This window comes from Variovorax sp. RA8 (assembly GCF_901827175.1).
Taxonomy (GTDB): Bacteria; Pseudomonadota; Gammaproteobacteria; order Burkholderiales; family Burkholderiaceae_C; genus Variovorax.
The window spans coordinates 1304503-1321636 of the sequence record NZ_LR594662.1 but is presented as its reverse complement, the minus strand read 5'-3'; the positions used below and the strand labels follow the sequence as shown (position 1 = coordinate 1321636).

The window sequence follows — 17134 nt, the reverse complement described above, 5'->3', positions numbered from 1 at the left end:
TGGTACCCCTGGGGCTGTGCATTCAACACATTCGCAGCTTGGTCATCGGGATCGTGCCGCGCGCGGCGCAATGCCGGTGTCAAACCCCGTGTACGGCGACATTCCGGCGGGCAGTGGATGAAGGTTGTCAACTTCTTGGCTTGACCGATGTCGATCGGCTTCCGCGATCTGGCCCGTTCAATTGCCAGGGAACTGATCCTGTTCAGTTGATCCTTGCGGGCCGAGAATTTGCCTAAGTTCGAGCCCGTTGCCCTGATGGCTTGAGATCAAGAAATTGCTTGATGAAGACCACTCAAATAACGCCAATCAACGACTGCGTCGCTCTGACGCCCCCGACCCGCAGCGCGAATGCGGGCGGAGCCCTCAAGACCGCGGACTCCGATTGCTCCAAAACGCTTGCGCTCCTGTCGCCTGCGCCCGACTGTTCCCTTTTGGCGCTCGCTCACCGGCTCCTGAACCCTTAGTCCTTTGGTGAACTGGCGCGTCGTTCGACGGCCTTGCTTTCGAACGGGACCGGCTCGCAGCCGATGCGCGCCCGACCCAGGCTTCGTAGACCTTGCTCGCAGAGCAGTCACACCGGCTTGCGAGTCCACCGCGTCCGGTCTGGACCAGGGCCCCTGTCTGAATGTTCAACAGCTGTTCAGCGCAACGGCCGGAGCGCGCCGCGTCTCCAGGCGATGCACCCACCATGAAGAACTCCGCAAGCCAACATAGCTGCGCGGCGCTCGCGCAGGCATGAGCACGCGCTACGAGCGCTATGCGAGCGAGATCGAGGAGCTGATTTGCGGGGGGGTGTTGCGAACTGGCGCCCGGTTACCCTCGGTGCGCGAAGCCAGTGCCACGCAGAGGCTGAGTCGATCCACTGTCTTCCAGGCCTACTATCTCCTGGAAGCACGTGGCCTTATTGAAGCCCGTCCACGCTCGGGCTACTACGTTAGACCCCGCGCTTTGTCCGCGCCGGCCGCGACAAAGATCTCACAAACGGAGGAGCCATTCTCGGGCGACAAGATCGACAACCTCGTCATCGACTTGATCCGCTCGTCCGGAATGCCCAAATTCGTGCCGCTGGGCTCTGCCTTCCCTAGCCCCCTGCTTTGCCCACTCCCTCAGCTCGCGCGCCATCTCTGGAACGGCATGCGCGATCTGGACCCCTGGCGCGTGGCCGAGGATCTGGTACCGGGAAATGAAGCTCTGCGACGGCAGATTCAGTTGCGCTACGGGCTCAGCGGAATGGCAGTCGATCCCGATGAAATCATCCTGACCTGCGGTGCGATGGAGAGCTTGAACCTGTGCCTGCAGGCGGTCACTTGCCCCGGCGACGTGGTGGCCGTCGAGTCGCCGACCTTCTACCCTGCCCTGCGAGCGATCGAACGGCTCAAGCTCCGGGCCCTCGAGATTCCCACACACCCCCGCGATGGTGTCGATGTCGACGCGCTGGCCCTTGCGCTCAGGCGTCATCGAATCAAGGCCTGCTGGTTCATGCCCACCTTCCAGAACCCGCTCGGCAGCCTGATGCCTCACGATTCCAGGGTCGAGCTAGTGGCGCTCCTTGCTCGCCGCGGCATCCCATTGATCGAGCACGACGTCTGTGGCGAACTTTATTTCAACGACCGCAGGCCCCTGCCGGCGAAACTCTATGACCGCCACGGTCTCATATTGCATTGCGGCTCCTTCTCCGAGTGCCTCGCGCCCGGTTATCGTGTCGGTTGGGTCGCGGGTGGCAGGTTTGCGCGGGAGATCGAGCAGTTGCGGCTCCTGCAGACGCTCTCACCAGCGATTCCATCGGTGGCCGCGATCGCCAGCTATCTGGCGAAGGACCGCTTCGACCGCCATCTGCGCCGAATGCGGGCGACGCTGGCCGGCTACAAGGCCGCTGCGATTGACGCCGTCCGCGAGTTCTTCCCACACGCAACTCGTGCCGCCAGCCCGGAAGGCGGCTATTTCCTGTGGCTCCAGCTGCCGAGAAGCGTCGACGCGCTGGCACTACACCAGCTCGCGCTAGCACGCAACATCACCCTGGCGCCGGGACACATCTTCTCGACCGACCGGCGTTTCACGCATTGCGTACGCATCAACTTTGGCCATGGCGCGGACCCGCGCTTCACTTCGGCACTGCGTACTGTCGGCGAATTGGTGAAGCAAATATCCACAAACTGACCCTAGTCGTGACGCTGCGCCGGGCCTGGTCCGGTCAAGTTCGCACGAACTGACACTGTTCGGCGCAGACTGAACTGCCAACAATCGAAGTTGTTGACCCCGGGCCGACTGAGCGCTTTTGTGCGGCATGTGGCCGTTAGGACAGTCGCGAGTGTGGAATTCCCAATGAAAACAACCGAGATGCTCGAGATCGAACGGGCTCTTCACGCGATCGAGCTGATGCTCGATGGGCGCTACGGCGACCACGAGTTCGCGCCTTGGTGCGGCCCTACCAATCTTGGTGAACTGTCAGGGCCAGCGAAGGAGGCGGCAGTCCGCAGGATCGAGGAAGCCAACAACGCGTCACGGGAGCGGTCAGCGATCCACTTCTGCCTGACGTCCTCGTCCATGCTGCTGAATGTGACGCAGCGCCTCATGCGCGAGCCGGCCCCCCTCTCGCCAAAGGATCGCGCGCAGCGCCAACGCCTGCTGGTCGATGAAATCCGTTCCGCGGCGCGGACTGCCTACCGCGCTGCGCTGATACTCATCGGCGAAGAACCCTGCTTACCGTAGCGCATCGATAGCGAGCGCCAACCGCCTGAGCCAGATAGCATGAACCAAGCGGCACCGCTTCCCAGGCGGGAGGAGGACACCCAGTTCTGCCAGTCAAAGATGACCACGACTCATTTGCCTTGCGTCGGCATCTCGCCAAAAGATGGGAACCTTCTGCGTCCTCGGCCGGAGGCAATGATCAGAACGCCGCGCGATATTGACCCCTCCACTTCCCGAATGAGGAAACCACCATGGGTCAATCCCGAACAATGTTCGTCCCGGCAGGCGAGATGGCTTTGGCTGGTCTTGCCGAATCGAGGTTCGCGTTGGCGTTCGCCCTCGCACTTGTCACATGCAGCGTCGCGCATGCGCAGACGCCTGCCGCACCCAAGCCAAGCACTGCGAGTGCGAAATCAGCGGCGCGGTGGAGGCCGCCAAGGTGCGCATCACGAAGCGCACCGCGGCCTGCTGGCGGGTCACCCTGGACAATCCTCCGCTCAACATCATCGGTGCCGGCGTCGTCAAGGGACTTTCCGCCGTGCTGGACCGGATCGAGGCCGACCCGCCAGGCCGTGATCGACACCAAGAAGCTGGTCAACGTCGCCAGCCTTCCGACCGACGCGGAGCTGCAGGCAAGCTGGGATGCATTCATCACCTCGGTACAACGGCCCGCCGCACAGGCCAGGCTGAAGGCATTGGTCGACAAAGGCTTGCAGCGCCACAGCGATGCCGAGCGGCACCTGGGCCGCTACCTCGGCGAGTACGGAAAGTGACGCCGTAGGGGCGCAGCGCTGCGGGCCGATTTGTACGCCTGTGTGTCCGACGCGTGCGCAAACACACCCGAATGCAAATCAGCCATCGCTCGACACACCGGCGATACAGGTTTCTTCTTTAATCGACTTTGTGGCGCGCCGTGTGACGGGGCGCGCAGCGTTTTCATCAAGAAAGGCTACCCCCGATGCCCCGGCTGACCATTCAAAGGCTCTCCATGTATGCCCTCCTCCTCGGAGCCGCCGTGCTGGCTGCATGCACTCACATCGCCCATCGAAGCCCGCGCGAAGAGATCGGCTTCCTCGAGATCGATTCCGGGATTCAACTCAGGAGGATGGTCGTCCGAAGCTCCAAGCCCAAGGGCAGCGTGCTCTTCCTGCACGGCTTTCCCGAGACCCTGTATGCCTGGAAGAACATCGCACCCACTCTGGCCGACGACTACGAAGTGCATGCTTTCGACTGGCCGGGCTTCGGCCTCTCGACGAGGCCGCCGGCTGACAAGTTCTCCTACGCACCCAGCGAATACGCGCGCGTCTTGAAGGCCTATATCAGGAAGGCGAACATCGACTCGTCCACCCTGACCATCTACGCGACCGACATCGGAGCCCTGCCTGCGCTTCTACTCGCGCTCGAGGATCCGGGCATCGCAAAGTCCATCATCGTTGGCGACTTCGCGCCGCTGAACAGGCCGCAATACATGGTGGACAACCTGCAGGCACTGAAGGCGAAGCCTTCCTCTGACCTGGTGCGCGCCGCGTTGAACAAGAACCGAGACGAGATCCTGGAGAACGCGTTCAGAAGGGGCTTGACAAAGAGCGAGCAGTTCGAACTTTCGCAGGAGTTCAAGGAAGACATGCTGCGCGGCTGGAACCATGGCAGCCTCACCACTGCCGACGCCTTCTATCACTACTACGCTCACTTCACCCGCGACCAACAGTATTTCGAAGCCAACCTTGGCAAGCTTCAGACGCCAGTCAAGGTCGTCTGGGGCGAAAAGGACTTCTACATCAACAAGGAAATGGGTCTCGAGCTTGCGCAGAAGGCGAAGCTGCACATCTCGTTGCTCGCCAACGTCGGGCACTACCCGCATCTTCAAGATCCCAATCAAACCGTCAAAGAAGTTCGTACTTCTGGCCAAGGCGGTCACTGAAGACGTTCATTCACATCACGGAAAGGATATGCAGATGAGCACGATTCGAACAGTCGCCGCAGCGATGCTGGTCATAGGAGGCAGCCTGACAGCACAACTGGCACCGGCGCAGTCTACCGGGCTTGGACGCACCGACGTCCTGCAGCACGATCTCGACACTCCAGGACGCGAGGTCGTCCAGGTTCGGGTGGACTTCGGTCCCGGGGTGGTGGCACCGAGGCACTCGCATCCGGGTGTGGAGGTTGCGTATGTTCTGGAAGGCACGATCGAGTATCAGATCGATGGCAAGCCGCCCGTGGTTCTCAAGACGGGAGACGCCCTGTTCATCCCCAACGGTGCAGTTCACACGGCAAGGAATATCGGCTCCACCAAGGCCTCGGAACTCGCCACCTATATCGTCGAGAAAGGCAAGCCCGCGTTCGTGCCCGCCAAGTGAGCACTGCCCCCTCGGTCCGGTTGATCAGTGACCTGCGCTCTGGCCACCGTCGACGCGCAGGATCTCGCCCGCAAGTGATCTGGTTGCCGAGTTCAAGCCGCCTTTCGTGAGCGATGCCAGGACAGAGGGGACGTTGACATTGGCTTGGTCGACCAGGCTGGTGGTGATGCTCACGACATGACCGGTGCCACTACGTTCCATCACCTCGGCGACAGCTTGGGTGATGTGAAAAAAAGCCAGCGACGTTGGTGGCGATCTTCAACAGGAAGTCGGCCTCCGTGTACTGCGTGAACGGCTTCGCGATGAAGACTCCCGCGTTGTTGACAGGGTGTCAACCCGTCCGAAGCGTTCGAGGCCTTGTGAAATGATGCGCTGCGCTGTGTCGGCTGAGCCGATATCGCCGGCAACCGTCAGGATGTCGGGATCGTCGGATGCCTTGATGGTTCGCGACGTCGCGATGACGCGGTAGTTTCGATCGCGAAAGCCCTTGACGAGGCCGGCACCGATGCCTTGAGATGCGCCAGTGATAAGGGCGACTTTCTGGTGAGAGCTCATGATCTGGATCCTTTCTGTCTGAAGCATGAGTGATGAGTGCCCTCGTGTGGCAGTTCAGGGTCGGCCGTATGGAACTGGTGTCCGGCCGATGTGTAGCTTCGACTTTGGCGCGATCCAGGCCATGGCGTATCTGGCTTTGGGTAGACCCGTGCATATTTCATCGGCGCGAGACCGCGTCAAGGATGCGGAAGTGCAAGGTTGGTCCCGCGTCTTGCGCAGTGCGGCGTGCCGCACTGGCAACACGGTGCCGATACATCACGCTTCTGCGACTTAGGTTGGACGAGCGGGTGCGTCTGTGCAGCTGCAGCGCAGCCGCGGCGAGGCATCCGCTGTCGCCAGCGGGGTGCGCCGGTGCCTACCCAATGACAGATGTCTGCGAGGGAGGCCTGGGTCACACTGGTCCCGGCACTCCCTCGGCACCTTGCCTTCAAGATGCCATCGATCGCGATCAAAAGGACGTCTTCATGAAAACATCACGAAACTCGGCAGCAGCACTGCCTTTCGCCCCGATCCGTGCTGCAGATGCCACACGATCCACCTTCCGCCACCTCGCTTGCGCAGTCGGACTCGCTCTTTGCTGCACGGCGGGATCGGCCCAGACAAATGGCGACATCGGCGGCCCAGCCGCCGTGATTCCGCTGTCCGACGAGGCGCCGCCCAGGCTCGTTGTCTATCCACCATTGGCCGAGCCGCTGGCGCGAGGCGTGGTCATTGTTCAGTACCGTACCGAGAACATGCGCATCATCCCCGTCTTCGGCGATGGCGCGCTCGGTGTGTCACCACGGGTAGGCCACCTTCACGTGACCGTCGATGATCGCCCAGGCACTTGGGCTCACACGAGCGAAGATCCCATCATCGTGGTGGGCTTGCAGCCCGGCCTGCACAAGATGCGCATTGAAGTCGCCACCCCGGTGCACAAGATCGTGGCAACCGAAACCATCGCCATCAGCGTCCCCGGTCAGGCCGGCCCGGACCCTCACAGGCACTGATTGCCGCAACCAGGCACAACCAAGGAGCTGTAATGAGCATGTCAGAAGGCCCCGGCGTTCCGGTGGGAGCGGCCGAACTGTCGAGATCGGATTTCAAGCTCGAGGTGATCACGATCCCCGTCTCGGACGTAGAGCGAGCCAAGCGCTTCTACGAACAGCTTGGATGGCGCCTGGATGCCGACCTCGCCAATGGCGAGTCGTTCCGCGCACTTCAGTTCACGCCGCCGGGATCCTCGTGTTCGGTGCACATCGGAAATGGCATTACGCCTGCGCCCCCCGAATCCGCACATGGGCTCCTTCTCGCGGTGACGAACATCGAAGCGGCCCGATCCGAACTGATCCAGCGCGGCATCGAGGTAGGAGAAATCTTCCACCGAATGCCGGGGGAAGCGCCCGCACCGGGGCCGCATGCGGCCAGGCAGACGTACTGTTCGTACGCCGCATTCAACGATCCGGACGGCAACGCGTGGCTGCTGCAAGAAGTCACGTCTCGCCTGCCTGGCCGGGTCGATACGAAGACCGCGCAATTCAACTCGCGGGCCGAGCTGGAGGCGGCTCTGCGGCGAACTGCCATCGCACACGGCGAGCATGAGGAGCGCACGGGCACGGAGTACGACGCAAACTGGCCGCGATGGTATGCCGACTACCTTTTCGCGGAGCTTACCGGCGGGCCAGTACCCACTTGTTAGCAGGCCCTAGGCAATCCTGATGAGTCCCAGACGATTGGCTTCCAGGATCGCCGCCATTCGAGAGGGTGCATCAAGCTTGCACATGATCGCTCTGACATGAGTCTTGACGGTACCCACGGCCACATCGAGCTCATTGGCGATCGACTTGTTGCATCGGCCGAGTGACAGCAGGTCCAGGACCTGCATTTCGCGGCTGGTCAGGTCCTCCAGTTCCAGCGATTCCGCCAAGTGGGTGGCGATATCGCCGGGAATGTGGCGCTGACCGGTCGCCACCCTCTGCAAAGCGCTGCGAATCTCGTCGATGCCGTCACTCGGTCTGACGAAGCCGAGAACGCCGCTCTTGAACGCCTCGCGCACGGTCACCGTCCGGCAGCCATCGGTAATGAGGACGATCCGCACCAGTCTTGCATGGGAAGCAAGGCGATGGATGAGTTGGGCGACGCTGCCATCGGCCGCAAGGCCGTCTGTCAGCGCAAGACAAGGACCGGCGCGTGAGCACGCTTGCGCCAACTCGGGCAGCGTGCTTGCCGAACCGGCCAGATGCAGTTCCGGCAGGGTACCGATCAGGCCCTCCAGGCCGAAGCGCAGTGCCGGGGAAGTGGTGCCGATCACGACCGTGTCGAGACGTGCCGGGCCCGCCGGAGGTAAACGATCGCTTATGTGGAAAGCGGGCGTCGTGTCTATCGCGTGATAAGGGATCGGCATCTGCAATCTCCTCGTGATCGGCAAAAGTGACCGGAACGCATGACACCCATGATGAACCCTGATCAGCTGGAGGCGCGAGTGAATCCGTGTGAATAGACGTGAAGCCAGGCGCAGTCGGCGAGGACCGGGATGCGATCGACATCCGTGGCCGTATGGCAAAGCTCGCCGCCGCGCCCGGGGGCTAGGCCATTTCTTCGAGCAGGTCGCGTGCCGTGCGGAGATCGGCATCCTCGAGACCCTCGGTGAACCGCTCAAAGGACGAACGAACAAGCTGAGAGGCCGCCGTCGCGCGGCCGCAGGAGCGCCACAGCCGCCCGAGGCTCGTGGCGGCGCGCAGTTCCCAGGCCTGCGCACCCTGTTTGCGCGATATTTCCAGTGATCTCGTGAAGAGGGATTCCGCTTCTGAAACGGTCGCTTCCGTGCTGCCGTGCTTCAGGATGCTTTCGCCATGCCGGCGCAGCACCTCGGCGGCGCACCATCCCACACGACCGTCCAGCACGCGCTGGAGAACGGTCTCTCCAATGTCCTCTTCCGACAGGGTGGCGATGCAATCTTGCACCATCACGTTGGTTGTTTCGGGCATGAGTCCAGAAAGCCGTGGGTCCGCCGACGTAGCCTCGACTTCCTGGATTGACAACACCGCGTGGTAGCAGTGACCCCAGGGTTGCCAGTAGGCCGACGGGTGCCTCGCAGAATGTTCGATCAGCTTGTCCACGAGCTCGCGGGCGCGCTTCTTCTCGCCTCGCCACAGTGCGATGGGACACGCCGCCAGCGCGAGAGACTGGGTGAACGCGAAAGGGTTCGCAGCCGCATACTGCATGCATTCGTCTGCCATCGCAAGGGCCTGATCGGCGGCCCCCTGGAGCCAAAGCGTTCGCGCGAGCACGACGCGCATTGCTACGGAATGAGGAACAGGACTGACGTATTCGAGCGGCATCCTTCGGGATGGCTCGCGCAGCACGCTACGGGCATGGCGCAGGGCCTCCATATGATCACCCATGAAGTGACCGGATTGCGCCAGCAGACGATCAGACAGCAGCAGGGCTTCGGGATCTGCTGCATCCAGCGCGCATGCCTTCATCTCGCGCGCGACCGCCATCGCCAACGCGTACTCGCCCATGCGGAAATGCCTTCCCCACAGGCCGTACAACGCAGCCACGTGGTACTTCGGCTTGCGCAGTCGGCGCGCCAGGTCCAGGTTGCGCTCGACGACCTCGGCCAATGGCTGGCGCTGATAGTCGAGGCGACCGCCCGGGAAGAGCAGCGCCGCGTTGAGCCGCATCTCGATCTCCGGCTGCTCTGGAGTCAGGAGGTGGATCCTTTGAAGGGCCTGATCGATCCGGCCGTAGTGTGCGTCCAGCAACCCGAGCTCGTAGACCGGCAGCAACGCAGCCGCCGTGAGGCGGACGCCGACACCGGCATTCTCGTCGCTCGAGAAGCACCATCCGATGGCAATCCAGACGTCCTCCATGCTCGCGCAATAGCTTTCGATCCAGGCGGCGCGCGGCATGGAACTCCAGTCTTCCTCGGCACGCGTCAGCAGTTCAAGGAAGTAGAGGGCGTGGCGCTCGGACGCGTGGGCGCTTTCGCCGCCGGCAATGAGCTGTTCAAGGGCGTACGCGCGGGTCGTCTCCAGCTGCCGGTACCGAATGACACTGTCGCCTGTGAAGCTGGAGATCAACGACTTGGCGACCAGATTCACCACGCACTCCGCCACCTCGCCGCGCGAGATTCTTTCGTCGGACGCCACCGCCCGAGCTGCGTCGAGCGTGAAGGCTTCGACAAACACTGCGACGCGGCTCAGCACGATCTGCTCCGGTATCGACAGAAGCTTGAAGCTCCAGTCGAGCGTCGCCTTCAGGGTCCGATGGCGCGGCAGGTCTGTGCGGCGGCCGCGTGTCAGGAGGCGCAATCGGTCGCTCAGACCGGCCGCCAGCCCGCGCACGCCAAGACTGTCGACGCGTGCTGCCGCGAACTCGATGGCGAGCGGGATGCCATCGAGCTGCCGGCACAGCCGTCCGAGCAATGGCGCGTCGGCGTCGGAGAGCGAGTAGCCGTCGGCAGCCGCACCCGCCCGCTGTGCAAACAGCCGAATTGCGGGGAACTCGAGGGCGCGGGCCGCAGTCAGTTCCTCCGATGGCGACGGCATCCCGAGCGGAGGCAGCCGGTAGACCCATTCGCCCTCGGCAAGCAGCGGCTCGCGGCTGGTCGCCAGGATCGACAGGTGGGTGGCGCTCTTCAGCAAGATCTCGGCCACATAGGCTGCGGCATCGATGACGTGCTCGCAGTTGTCCAGCACGATCAGGAATCTCTTGTCGCGCAGGAATGAGCACAGCGCGGGTAACGCGTGATCCCGCGACGCAGAGACTTCCAGCGCAGTCGCGACGGCATCCGCGACCCTCGGCTCCTGCGCGATCGGTGCCAGGTCGACGAAGCGCACACCGTCGCCGAACAGGCCCAGAAGCTGCTCGGCCACGGCCAGCGCCACGGTCGTCTTGCCCATGCCTCCTGGTCCTGCAATGGTGACGAAGCGCCGCTCGGGCAATAGCGCACTCAGCTGTTCGACTGCCTCGGCGCGGCCAATCATCGCAGTCAGATGGACCGGGAGGTTGTGCGGGGTGGAAACGGCGTGATGATGCTCATCGTGCGACGAAGGCAATGCCACGACGGGTGAAACAAAGCAGTAGCCGCGACCGGGCACGTTGGTGATGAAGCGAGCTCCGTCGTGTCCGTCGCCCAATAGCTTGCGCAGCGCGGACACATGCACACGAAGGCTGGTTTCCTCGACGACAGTGGCGGGCCACACCAGTGCCTCGAGCTCCTTGCGGCTGACGACTTGCCCCCCGCGCTCCACGAGCGCGACGAGGAGATCGAAAGCTCGGCTTCCCAGTCGAACCGGCTTGTCGCCGTCGAGCAACACTTTGCGGCTTGGCGACAACAGGAAGGAGCCGAACCTGAGATCTGCCTCGGTGGTGTTCCTTGTCATTGCAAATGCTCCGATGCGTGGGGCGAAATCACAAGCCGCACGGTTTGCCAGCGCTCAGGATGGAATGTGGCTGAAGTCGGACGTTGAATCAACGACGGCGTGATCGTTGCGCCAGCCTTCCCGAAACAGGCGCCGCATCAATCCCCTCAGCCACACGGAGCCACCGTCGCGGTGCACCCGCTCGTGCCAGTACTGCGCGATGGTCATTGTCGGCATGGTCACGGGCAAGGGGAGCACCTGAACCTGGTTGCCGCGTGCACACAGTTCTGCGAGGGGCCGCGGGATGCATGCCACCAGATCTGTGCGCGCGATCACCTCTGCCAGGCCGAGTCCGTGGCTGACCTCCAGCACCTTCCGCCGTGGCTTGGCGAACTGCGCAAGCATTTCGAAGATGCCCTCATCGATGGCGCGATGGCTGCCAACAGCCGGACGGTAGACGAGATGGGGTGCAGCCGCGAGTTGCTCCAGCGTGCAACTGCCCTGAATCGAGGGATGCGAGATGCTGGCGATGAGCGCGTATGGCGACTCGAAGAGCGTGCTTCGGTGCAGCGACTCGTCGATGGTCAAGAAGAAGCCAACCGCCAGGTCAATGCCGCCTTCGGCCATCATCCGATTGGCTTGGCGAATATCGCACTGGCAGGTCTGGACCTCCACGCCGGGCGCCTCACGCCGTATCACTTCCAGCAGTGAAGGCAGGAAAACGAGCTGCGCCGTGTCGCTCATGTAAAGCACGAAGCGACGCTTGCTGGTAGCCGGATCGAAGACCTCCCGGGCTGCGAGCGCGCTCGTGATCTGGACCAGGCCGGCCTGGACCGGGCCGGCCAGCTCAAGCGCAAGCCCCGTGGGCGCCATGCCCGCTCCGCACTTCACGAACAGCGGGTCGTTCAGCGCCGTGCGCAGGCGCGTGAGCGCTCCGCTCATGGACGATTGACGCATGCCGGTCTGCTCCGCAGCCACGGTCACGCTGCGCGTACGCAACAGGGCGTCGAACACGAGCAGGAGATTGAGATCGAAGCTGCGCAGGTCCATGGGGCAGGCTGCCGAGCGGGTCCATCATCTAAGACGAGAGCGGCGCTGGTACGCTGCCACGATGCGCTGCGTGTTGTCGGGTACGGCGATGGCGATGTACTCGGCTCTTGTGTGTTCGAGCTCCATCAAGTCGTACGGCTCCAGCATGATTTTGTCCTTCGTCATCGAATCGATCGAGGGTGCAGGTTAGAAAGACGCATGCCGCCCGGTCAACGGCGTTCTGCCGAGTCGTCCGCGCAGCGGACGACCAGCTGGCGTCAGCCGCCGCGAGTCAACGCGGGGTCGTCGCGGCGGTAGCATGCGAGCCACTCCTCTCTTCCCGCCGTGCCGGCCACCGTTCGTCAAGACATGTCTCAGTTCGATCTGACCCTTATGCGCATCGTCCGTCCCATCCGGCGTCATCGACATACAGCTGGCGCTTCTCGCACCAAACGTCGAAGTGGCCACGGCCTCGATAGCGCCCTGCGACCCGGGCGGCGCTCACCATGAGCGAGACCAGCCGCGGCGTGGCGCGCGCCTTGACCGTGCTGCGTACCATCAATGCCCATCCGGGTGCCGGCGTCTCGCGCATTGCGCAGGCCGCCGGCATCTCCCGTCCAGCGGTTTATCGGGTCGTGCGCACCCTCGAAGAGGCCGGCTACCTCCGCTACGACCCGGCATCGGAGTCTCTCCGCCTGACGCCTCTGGTCAAACAGCTCAGCGCCGGCTACGACGAGGAAGCATGGATCACCGAGGCGGCCGGTCCACTTCTTGATGAACTGCAGCGTGAGGTGATCTGGCCAACGGACCTGTTCTGCTTCTTCGATGACACGATGATCATGTGCCGGACCACGCGCCGCGTGAGCCCATGGACCTTCGACAAGGTAGCCGTCGGCCTGCGCATTCCGCTGCTCGTGACCGCCTGCGGGCGTGCCTATCTGGCTCACCAGCAGCCGCGCGATCGCGACCTGGTGCTGGAGCGCCTGATCCCGGAGAACGGGAGGCACAACCAAGAGCTCGCAGCTGCGCGTCGGATGCTGGAGCGCGTACGAGACGACGGGTACGCAATGCGCGAGGTGGGCTTCATGCGAGAGACCAACAGCATCGCAGTACCGGTGCTCGTGGACGGCATTGCCCGCTGCAGCATCGCGGTGACCTATATTGCGTCCGCGTTGAAGCCTGAAGAGGTGATCGTTCGCTACGAGCCTCTGTTGCGCGCCTGTGCCGCGAACATCGCAGCAGCGCTGCTTCAGCCTCACTGAGGCTGAATGCCGGCCGCCTTCAGGATGCGGCCGTATCGCTCCAGTTCCGAGGCGATGATGGTCTGGTAGCCTGCGCCGTCCGTCGGGCGCTGCACCATGCCCAGCCCTTCGATGCGACGCGAGAGCTTCGGGTCTTTCATGGCCGCAAGGAACGCATCCTCCAGAATTTTCAGCCGATCCGCGGGCACGCCCGTGGGCGCGACAATGCCGATGGTCGGCGCCACTTCGAAGCCGGCGATGCCTTGCTCCTGCATCGTCTTCAACTCGGGCAGTACCGCCGAGCGGTGCGCCGTGCTGATGGCGATCGCACGCAGCCTGTTGTCCTTCACGAAAGCCTGGACCGCAGGAATGCCGCTGAAGGCCATCTGCACGTCGCCGTTCACGACCGCGGCCGCCAGTTCCGCGTTGCCCTTGTACGGGATGTGCGTGAGTCTGATTCCCGCTGTCGCGGAAAGGACCTCGACGGCCAGGTGATGGATCGAGCCGACCCCGAGAGAGCCGTAGAGCAGATGCTCGGGCCGGGACTTGGCCTGCGCCACGATGTCGCCGGGCGAATGTGCGCTCGAAGGCTGGGGGACGATCATGACGATCGGAACCGACACGAGCCCCGCGACCGCCGTGAAGCTCCTGCCGGGGACGTACGGCATCTTGGCGTAGAGCCAGGGCGCGATGGAAAGCGGGCCCGAGTCACCCACCAGCAAGGTGTAGCCATCTGCAGGAGCCTTGGCACCAGCGTCGGAACCGAGCATGCCGCCCGCCCCTGGCTTGTTGTCGACGACGATCGGCTGCTTCAGCCTTGCAGCAGCCGATTCGGCCACCAGGCGCGCGAGGATATCGGGATTGGAAGCCGGGGGAAAGGGGACGATCAGCCGGATCGGCCTGGAGGGGAAGGCTTGCGCCAATGCCACATCGCATGTCATGGCAAGCGAAGCAAGCGTCAGCAGCGCACGTCGTCGAATCGGCATGGTTTGTCTCTTCATAAAGTGAGGTCGGCGCGCGCGCCCAGGATGGATTGACGCGAATCTATCGACTTGGTGTCGGCAGCGAAAGCCGACCATTGCGATAAGCCTTATCGCCAAACACGATGTCGTCTGTCGGTCAGGACTTGGCCATGGCCGACCCGTTGAACAAGCTCACCCGAATGTGGATGCCGGCGCGCAGCGGACGCTTGCCGCTGATCCCCGGCGGTATCCAGGTCGCTCTTGCGATAGAGGTCGCTCCCGGCTATCGCAACATCGCGGACAATCATTTCGCGACAAACATCGCGCGCCCAGCAACTTAAGGAGAAGATCATGCCAATTGTCACAATCCAGGTCACTCGCGAAGGCACTCAGCAAGGAGCCAGCGCGGTCACTGCCCAAGAGAAGGCCGCCCTGATCAAGGGAGTCAGCGAGATGCTGCGCGATGTGCTGAACAAGCCGCTCGACAGTACCTTCGTGATCATCGAGGAGGTCGACACCGACAATTGGGGCTGGGGCGGCCTGCCCGCGCTTGAGTTCCGCCGACAGCGCGCCGCGACGCCGAAATAGCGATCAGTACTGAAGATGGTGAGTCGACAAGCTTGGCTTGCGGCGCAGCTCGGGTGCGCATTGCGATAGGGCCACGCCGCGCACATTCATCGGCTTGGTGGCACTGTGATTGCCGCGATGCAGGCCCGCGTCGCAGCCCCGCTCATCCCGGTGGGCTGGTGAGGAGTCATATTGGCCAGGTGCGATCCGCTTGACGCGGAAGCGCCGCTATTCAGGTTGTATGTTTGCCTGTTTTGCGAGCTTTGAAAGCTGATCCATTTCAAGGCTGATCCTCTTGGCAAGTACTTCGGGCCCTCCCCTTAACGGCTCGACGCCGGCATTGGATAGCGCCGTCCGAACAGTGGGGCTATCCAGAATCTGCGCGGCATCGGACGCGATGCGATTGACCAGATGCGCAGGCATGTTCGCTGGCCCCATCAGCGCGTACCAGATCGAGAAGTCCTGGATCGAAAGGCCCTGGCTCTCCAGCGTCGGCGATCCAGGTAGCAGCTGATGGGGCTTTGAACCGGAGACGCCCAGTACCTTCAGCCTGCCGGTCGCCACGTACGGAGCAATCAGGTTGGCCGTTGCAATTCCTAGAGGAACCTGCCCTGCGACGACGTCTGTCACCTCAGGTGAGCAGCCCTTATAGCTCACATGTTCGATCTTCATTGCGAGCTTGATCTTGAGTATCTCCATCGCAAAGTGATGTGGCGTTCCCACGCCGCACGAGCCGTATGACATGGCCCCCGGATCTGCGTTGGCGAGGCTGACCAGATCCCGAATATTGTTGGCCCGCAATGAAGGATGGGCGAACACCGCCAACGGGGAGACGCCGACCAGCATGATCGGGGTCAAATCCTTCTCGGGGCTATAGGGTTTCTTGGCCGAGATCGCGTAGTTCGCAACCATCGAGCTGTTCTGCACCAGGAGCGTGTAGCCATCAGGCGGCGAGCGGACGACATCCAGCGTGCCGATATTGCCGCCACCGCCCACCTTGTTCTCCACTGAAATGCCCTGCTTCCACCTTTGCTGCAGCCCCGCGCCGAGCTGTCTTGCCAGCAGGTCGGCGCCACCTCCCACAGACGAAGGAACAACAATCCTTACGCTTCTCGTCGGGTAGCTATCCTGGGCGATTGCAGGGGCGGTGTGGGCAACCACGAGTGCGAACATGCAGAACGCAGCGCCTGGTGAAATCATATTGTCTTGTCTCCGTATGTGCACTGGGAAAAATAGCCCCTGCATCTTGTTCCTCTGGAATCACGACGACAAGATGCGCCAGTGAATAACCATCATTACCCGCACGCCTCCTGGCGACGGATGTCCGCGCACCGCGGGCCGACGAATCTGCGGGAGTTCAGAGAACTCCGATCGTTTGAGCGACAACCCCGGCCGAGCGTATTGCGGCGTCGCAAACTTGAGCAAGTCTTGCGCCGCACGCGACTGATAGCAAGACGATCTCGCTAATGACCGTGATGCCTCGAACTAATGAATACCTGATCTTCCTTCGCGCCGACATTCAGGCATGTTCGGTGGGCGGACAGATGAGTAGATCGCCATTGACCGACTCAAGTCGACTTCGATAATCGTCACTCCTAGCAAGCATTTCTTTGAAGGAGACACAAGTGCTGGAGCTCTATCACGATTGGCGTTCGTTTTGTTCGATCAAGGTTCGACTCTGCCTGACAGAAAAGAGGTTGCCGTGGCAGAGTCACTACGTCGACCTCATGAAGCTTGAACACACCACGCCGGAGTACTTGAAGCTGAATCCAAACGGCGTCGTTCCGACGCTTGTGCATGACGGGGTGCCGATCCATGAAAGCACCTTGATCAATGAATACGTCGACGAGGTCTTCCCGGATGTTCCGCTCATGCCCGACAACCCGGTCGATCGGGCCAGGGCCCGCTTCTGGGTGAAATATGAAGACGATGTGCTCCATCCGGCCATTCGTCCGGCTACCTTTGCGCTGATGATGAGTCCGGAACTCGCCCAGCGGTCGGACGAAGAGTTGGACGAGATGGTCGCGGCGCACCCAAACAAGCAAAGGGCCGAAGAGCTGCGTCGCGCGGCGCGTGCACCGGTCGACGAAGGGAAGGTCGAATTGGCCCGTCAGACGATGAAGACTGCGCTGGAACGCCTGGAGCGTCGTTTGACCGAAGCGCCGTGGCTCGGTGGAGAAAGCTACTCCCTCGCCGACATCGCGGCCGCTCCCTTCATTGACCGGCTGGAAGAGCTCAATCTCACTGGACTCTGGACCGGCAAGCCGGCTCTCAATGACTGGATCGCACGGACCAAGGCGCGTCCGGCCTACCAAGAGGCCGTGCCCGACAACTCGCAGCGTTTCGCCGCAGCCTACCGCTGACCCCAGGCCTGCCGCGCCGCATGC

Annotated in this window: 17 protein-coding genes and 1 pseudogene; 11 read left to right on the top strand and 7 right to left on the bottom strand. The window is 62.6% G+C overall.

Features of this window, described 5'->3' with window-relative positions:
* The first annotated feature begins 735 nt into the window (after positions 1–735).
* The 5 genes from E5P3_RS06325 to E5P3_RS06305 all read left to right on the top strand — a co-directional run bounded on the left by E5P3_RS06325 (position 736) and on the right by E5P3_RS06305 (position 5045).
* On the top strand, positions 736–2157 hold the full coding sequence (locus E5P3_RS06325; protein ID WP_162585202.1) for an aminotransferase-like domain-containing protein: 1422 nt from the start codon (positions 736–738) through the stop codon (positions 2155–2157).
* Between the two features lie 165 nt (positions 2158–2322).
* Complete coding sequence (locus tag E5P3_RS06320; RefSeq protein WP_162585201.1) at positions 2323–2709, top strand: hypothetical protein; 387 nt, start codon at positions 2323–2325, stop codon at positions 2707–2709.
* Positions 2710–3260: 551 nt separating this feature from the next.
* Positions 3261–3461 carry a hypothetical protein gene (locus tag E5P3_RS06315; RefSeq protein ID WP_162585200.1) on the top strand — a complete coding sequence of 67 codons (201 nt, stop codon included), beginning with the start codon at positions 3261–3263 and terminating at the stop codon, positions 3459–3461.
* A gap of 185 nt (positions 3462–3646) precedes the next feature.
* Positions 3647–4609: an alpha/beta fold hydrolase gene (locus tag E5P3_RS06310; RefSeq protein ID WP_162585199.1), complete on the top strand. Its 963-nt coding sequence runs from the start codon at positions 3647–3649 to the stop codon at positions 4607–4609.
* 34 nt (positions 4610–4643) lie between these two features.
* Entirely contained in the window at positions 4644–5045 is a 402-nt protein-coding gene (locus tag E5P3_RS06305; protein ID WP_162585198.1) for a cupin domain-containing protein, read from the top strand.
* A 63-nt stretch (positions 5046–5108) separates the two neighbouring features.
* Here the strand turns inward: E5P3_RS06305 and E5P3_RS06300 are convergent.
* Positions 5109–5600, bottom strand: a pseudogene (locus E5P3_RS06300) (SDR family NAD(P)-dependent oxidoreductase); the annotation flags it as partial.
* Between the two features lie 464 nt (positions 5601–6064).
* Between E5P3_RS06300 and E5P3_RS06295 the strand changes: the two are divergent.
* Positions 6065–6589, top strand: coding sequence for a DUF6130 family protein (locus tag E5P3_RS06295; RefSeq protein WP_232073001.1), 525 nt, complete (start codon positions 6065–6067; stop codon positions 6587–6589).
* A 32-nt stretch (positions 6590–6621) separates the two neighbouring features.
* Positions 6622–7278, top strand: a complete 657-nt coding sequence (locus E5P3_RS06290) for a VOC family protein (protein ID WP_197893942.1) — start codon at positions 6622–6624, stop codon at positions 7276–7278.
* A 6-nt stretch (positions 7279–7284) separates the two neighbouring features.
* Here the strand turns inward: E5P3_RS06290 and E5P3_RS06285 are convergent, their stop codons facing one another.
* The 4 genes from E5P3_RS06285 to E5P3_RS06270 all read right to left on the bottom strand — a co-directional run bounded on the left by E5P3_RS06285 (position 7285) and on the right by E5P3_RS06270 (position 12163).
* A complete protein-coding gene (locus E5P3_RS06285) occupies positions 7285–7983 on the bottom strand; it encodes a LuxR C-terminal-related transcriptional regulator (RefSeq protein ID WP_162585197.1) in 699 nt (232 codons plus the stop codon).
* A 181-nt stretch (positions 7984–8164) separates the two neighbouring features.
* Positions 8165–10969 (bottom strand): ATP-binding protein, encoded by a 2805-nt coding sequence (locus tag E5P3_RS06280; RefSeq protein WP_162585196.1) that lies wholly within the window; start codon positions 10967–10969, stop codon positions 8165–8167.
* Positions 10970–11023: 54 nt separating this feature from the next.
* Complete coding sequence (locus E5P3_RS06275; RefSeq protein ID WP_162585195.1) at positions 11024–11998, bottom strand: LysR family transcriptional regulator; 975 nt, start codon at positions 11996–11998, stop codon at positions 11024–11026.
* A gap of 24 nt (positions 11999–12022) precedes the next feature.
* Positions 12023–12163, bottom strand: a complete 141-nt coding sequence (locus tag E5P3_RS06270) for a hypothetical protein (protein ID WP_162585194.1) — start codon at positions 12161–12163, stop codon at positions 12023–12025.
* A gap of 320 nt (positions 12164–12483) precedes the next feature.
* Between E5P3_RS06270 and E5P3_RS06265 the strand changes: the two genes are divergently transcribed.
* The gene (locus E5P3_RS06265) at positions 12484–13239 is read left to right on the top strand and encodes a helix-turn-helix domain-containing protein (protein ID WP_162585193.1); all 756 of its coding nucleotides are present in this window, start codon (positions 12484–12486) and stop codon (positions 13237–13239) included.
* On the opposite strand, the gene E5P3_RS06260 is transcribed toward E5P3_RS06265, so the two are convergent.
* Positions 13233–14204: a Bug family tripartite tricarboxylate transporter substrate binding protein gene (locus tag E5P3_RS06260; protein WP_162585192.1), complete on the bottom strand. Its 972-nt coding sequence runs from the start codon at positions 14202–14204 to the stop codon at positions 13233–13235. The genes E5P3_RS06265 and E5P3_RS06260 overlap by 7 nt on opposite strands.
* Positions 14205–14350: 146 nt before the next feature.
* On the opposite strand from E5P3_RS06260, the gene E5P3_RS06255 reads away from it, so the two are divergent.
* Together E5P3_RS06255 and E5P3_RS06250 are read left to right on the top strand one after the other, a co-directional pair.
* On the top strand, positions 14351–14521 hold the full coding sequence (locus tag E5P3_RS06255; protein ID WP_162585191.1) for a hypothetical protein: 171 nt from the start codon (positions 14351–14353) through the stop codon (positions 14519–14521).
* Between the two features lie 10 nt (positions 14522–14531).
* Complete coding sequence (locus E5P3_RS06250; RefSeq protein ID WP_162585190.1) at positions 14532–14768, top strand: tautomerase family protein; 237 nt, start codon at positions 14532–14534, stop codon at positions 14766–14768.
* A 207-nt stretch (positions 14769–14975) separates the two neighbouring features.
* Here E5P3_RS06250 and E5P3_RS06245 read toward each other — a convergent pair whose 3' ends face one another.
* Entirely contained in the window at positions 14976–15920 is a 945-nt protein-coding gene (locus E5P3_RS06245; protein WP_232072999.1) for a Bug family tripartite tricarboxylate transporter substrate binding protein, read from the bottom strand.
* A gap of 452 nt (positions 15921–16372) precedes the next feature.
* On the opposite strand from E5P3_RS06245, the gene E5P3_RS06240 reads away from it, so the two are divergent.
* Positions 16373–17110, top strand: a complete 738-nt coding sequence (locus E5P3_RS06240) for a glutathione S-transferase family protein (protein WP_162585188.1) — start codon at positions 16373–16375, stop codon at positions 17108–17110.
* Positions 17111–17134 lie beyond the last annotated feature (24 nt).

Coding starts and splice junctions, on each gene's coding strand:
- E5P3_RS06325 (WP_162585202.1), top strand. CDS start 736: ATGAGCACGCGCTACGAGCGCTATGCGAGCGAGATCGAGGAGCTGATT.
- E5P3_RS06320 (WP_162585201.1), top strand. CDS start 2,323: ATGAAAACAACCGAGATGCTCGAGATCGAACGGGCTCTTCACGCGATC.
- E5P3_RS06310 (WP_162585199.1), top strand. CDS start 3,647: ATGCCCCGGCTGACCATTCAAAGGCTCTCCATGTATGCCCTCCTCCTC.
- E5P3_RS06305 (WP_162585198.1), top strand. CDS start 4,644: ATGAGCACGATTCGAACAGTCGCCGCAGCGATGCTGGTCATAGGAGGC.
- E5P3_RS06295 (WP_232073001.1), top strand. CDS start 6,065: ATGAAAACATCACGAAACTCGGCAGCAGCACTGCCTTTCGCCCCGATC.
- E5P3_RS06290 (WP_197893942.1), top strand. CDS start 6,622: ATGAGCATGTCAGAAGGCCCCGGCGTTCCGGTGGGAGCGGCCGAACTG.
- E5P3_RS06285 (WP_162585197.1), bottom strand. CDS start 7,983: ATGCCGATCCCTTATCACGCGATAGACACGACGCCCGCTTTCCACATA.
- E5P3_RS06280 (WP_162585196.1), bottom strand. CDS start 10,969: ATGACAAGGAACACCACCGAGGCAGATCTCAGGTTCGGCTCCTTCCTG.
- E5P3_RS06275 (WP_162585195.1), bottom strand. CDS start 11,998: ATGGACCTGCGCAGCTTCGATCTCAATCTCCTGCTCGTGTTCGACGCC.
- E5P3_RS06270 (WP_162585194.1), bottom strand. CDS start 12,163: ATGACGAAGGACAAAATCATGCTGGAGCCGTACGACTTGATGGAGCTC.
- E5P3_RS06265 (WP_162585193.1), top strand. CDS start 12,484: ATGAGCGAGACCAGCCGCGGCGTGGCGCGCGCCTTGACCGTGCTGCGT.
- E5P3_RS06260 (WP_162585192.1), bottom strand. CDS start 14,204: ATGCCGATTCGACGACGTGCGCTGCTGACGCTTGCTTCGCTTGCCATG.
- E5P3_RS06255 (WP_162585191.1), top strand. CDS start 14,351: ATGGCCGACCCGTTGAACAAGCTCACCCGAATGTGGATGCCGGCGCGC.
- E5P3_RS06250 (WP_162585190.1), top strand. CDS start 14,532: ATGCCAATTGTCACAATCCAGGTCACTCGCGAAGGCACTCAGCAAGGA.
- E5P3_RS06245 (WP_232072999.1), bottom strand. CDS start 15,920: ATGTTCGCACTCGTGGTTGCCCACACCGCCCCTGCAATCGCCCAGGAT.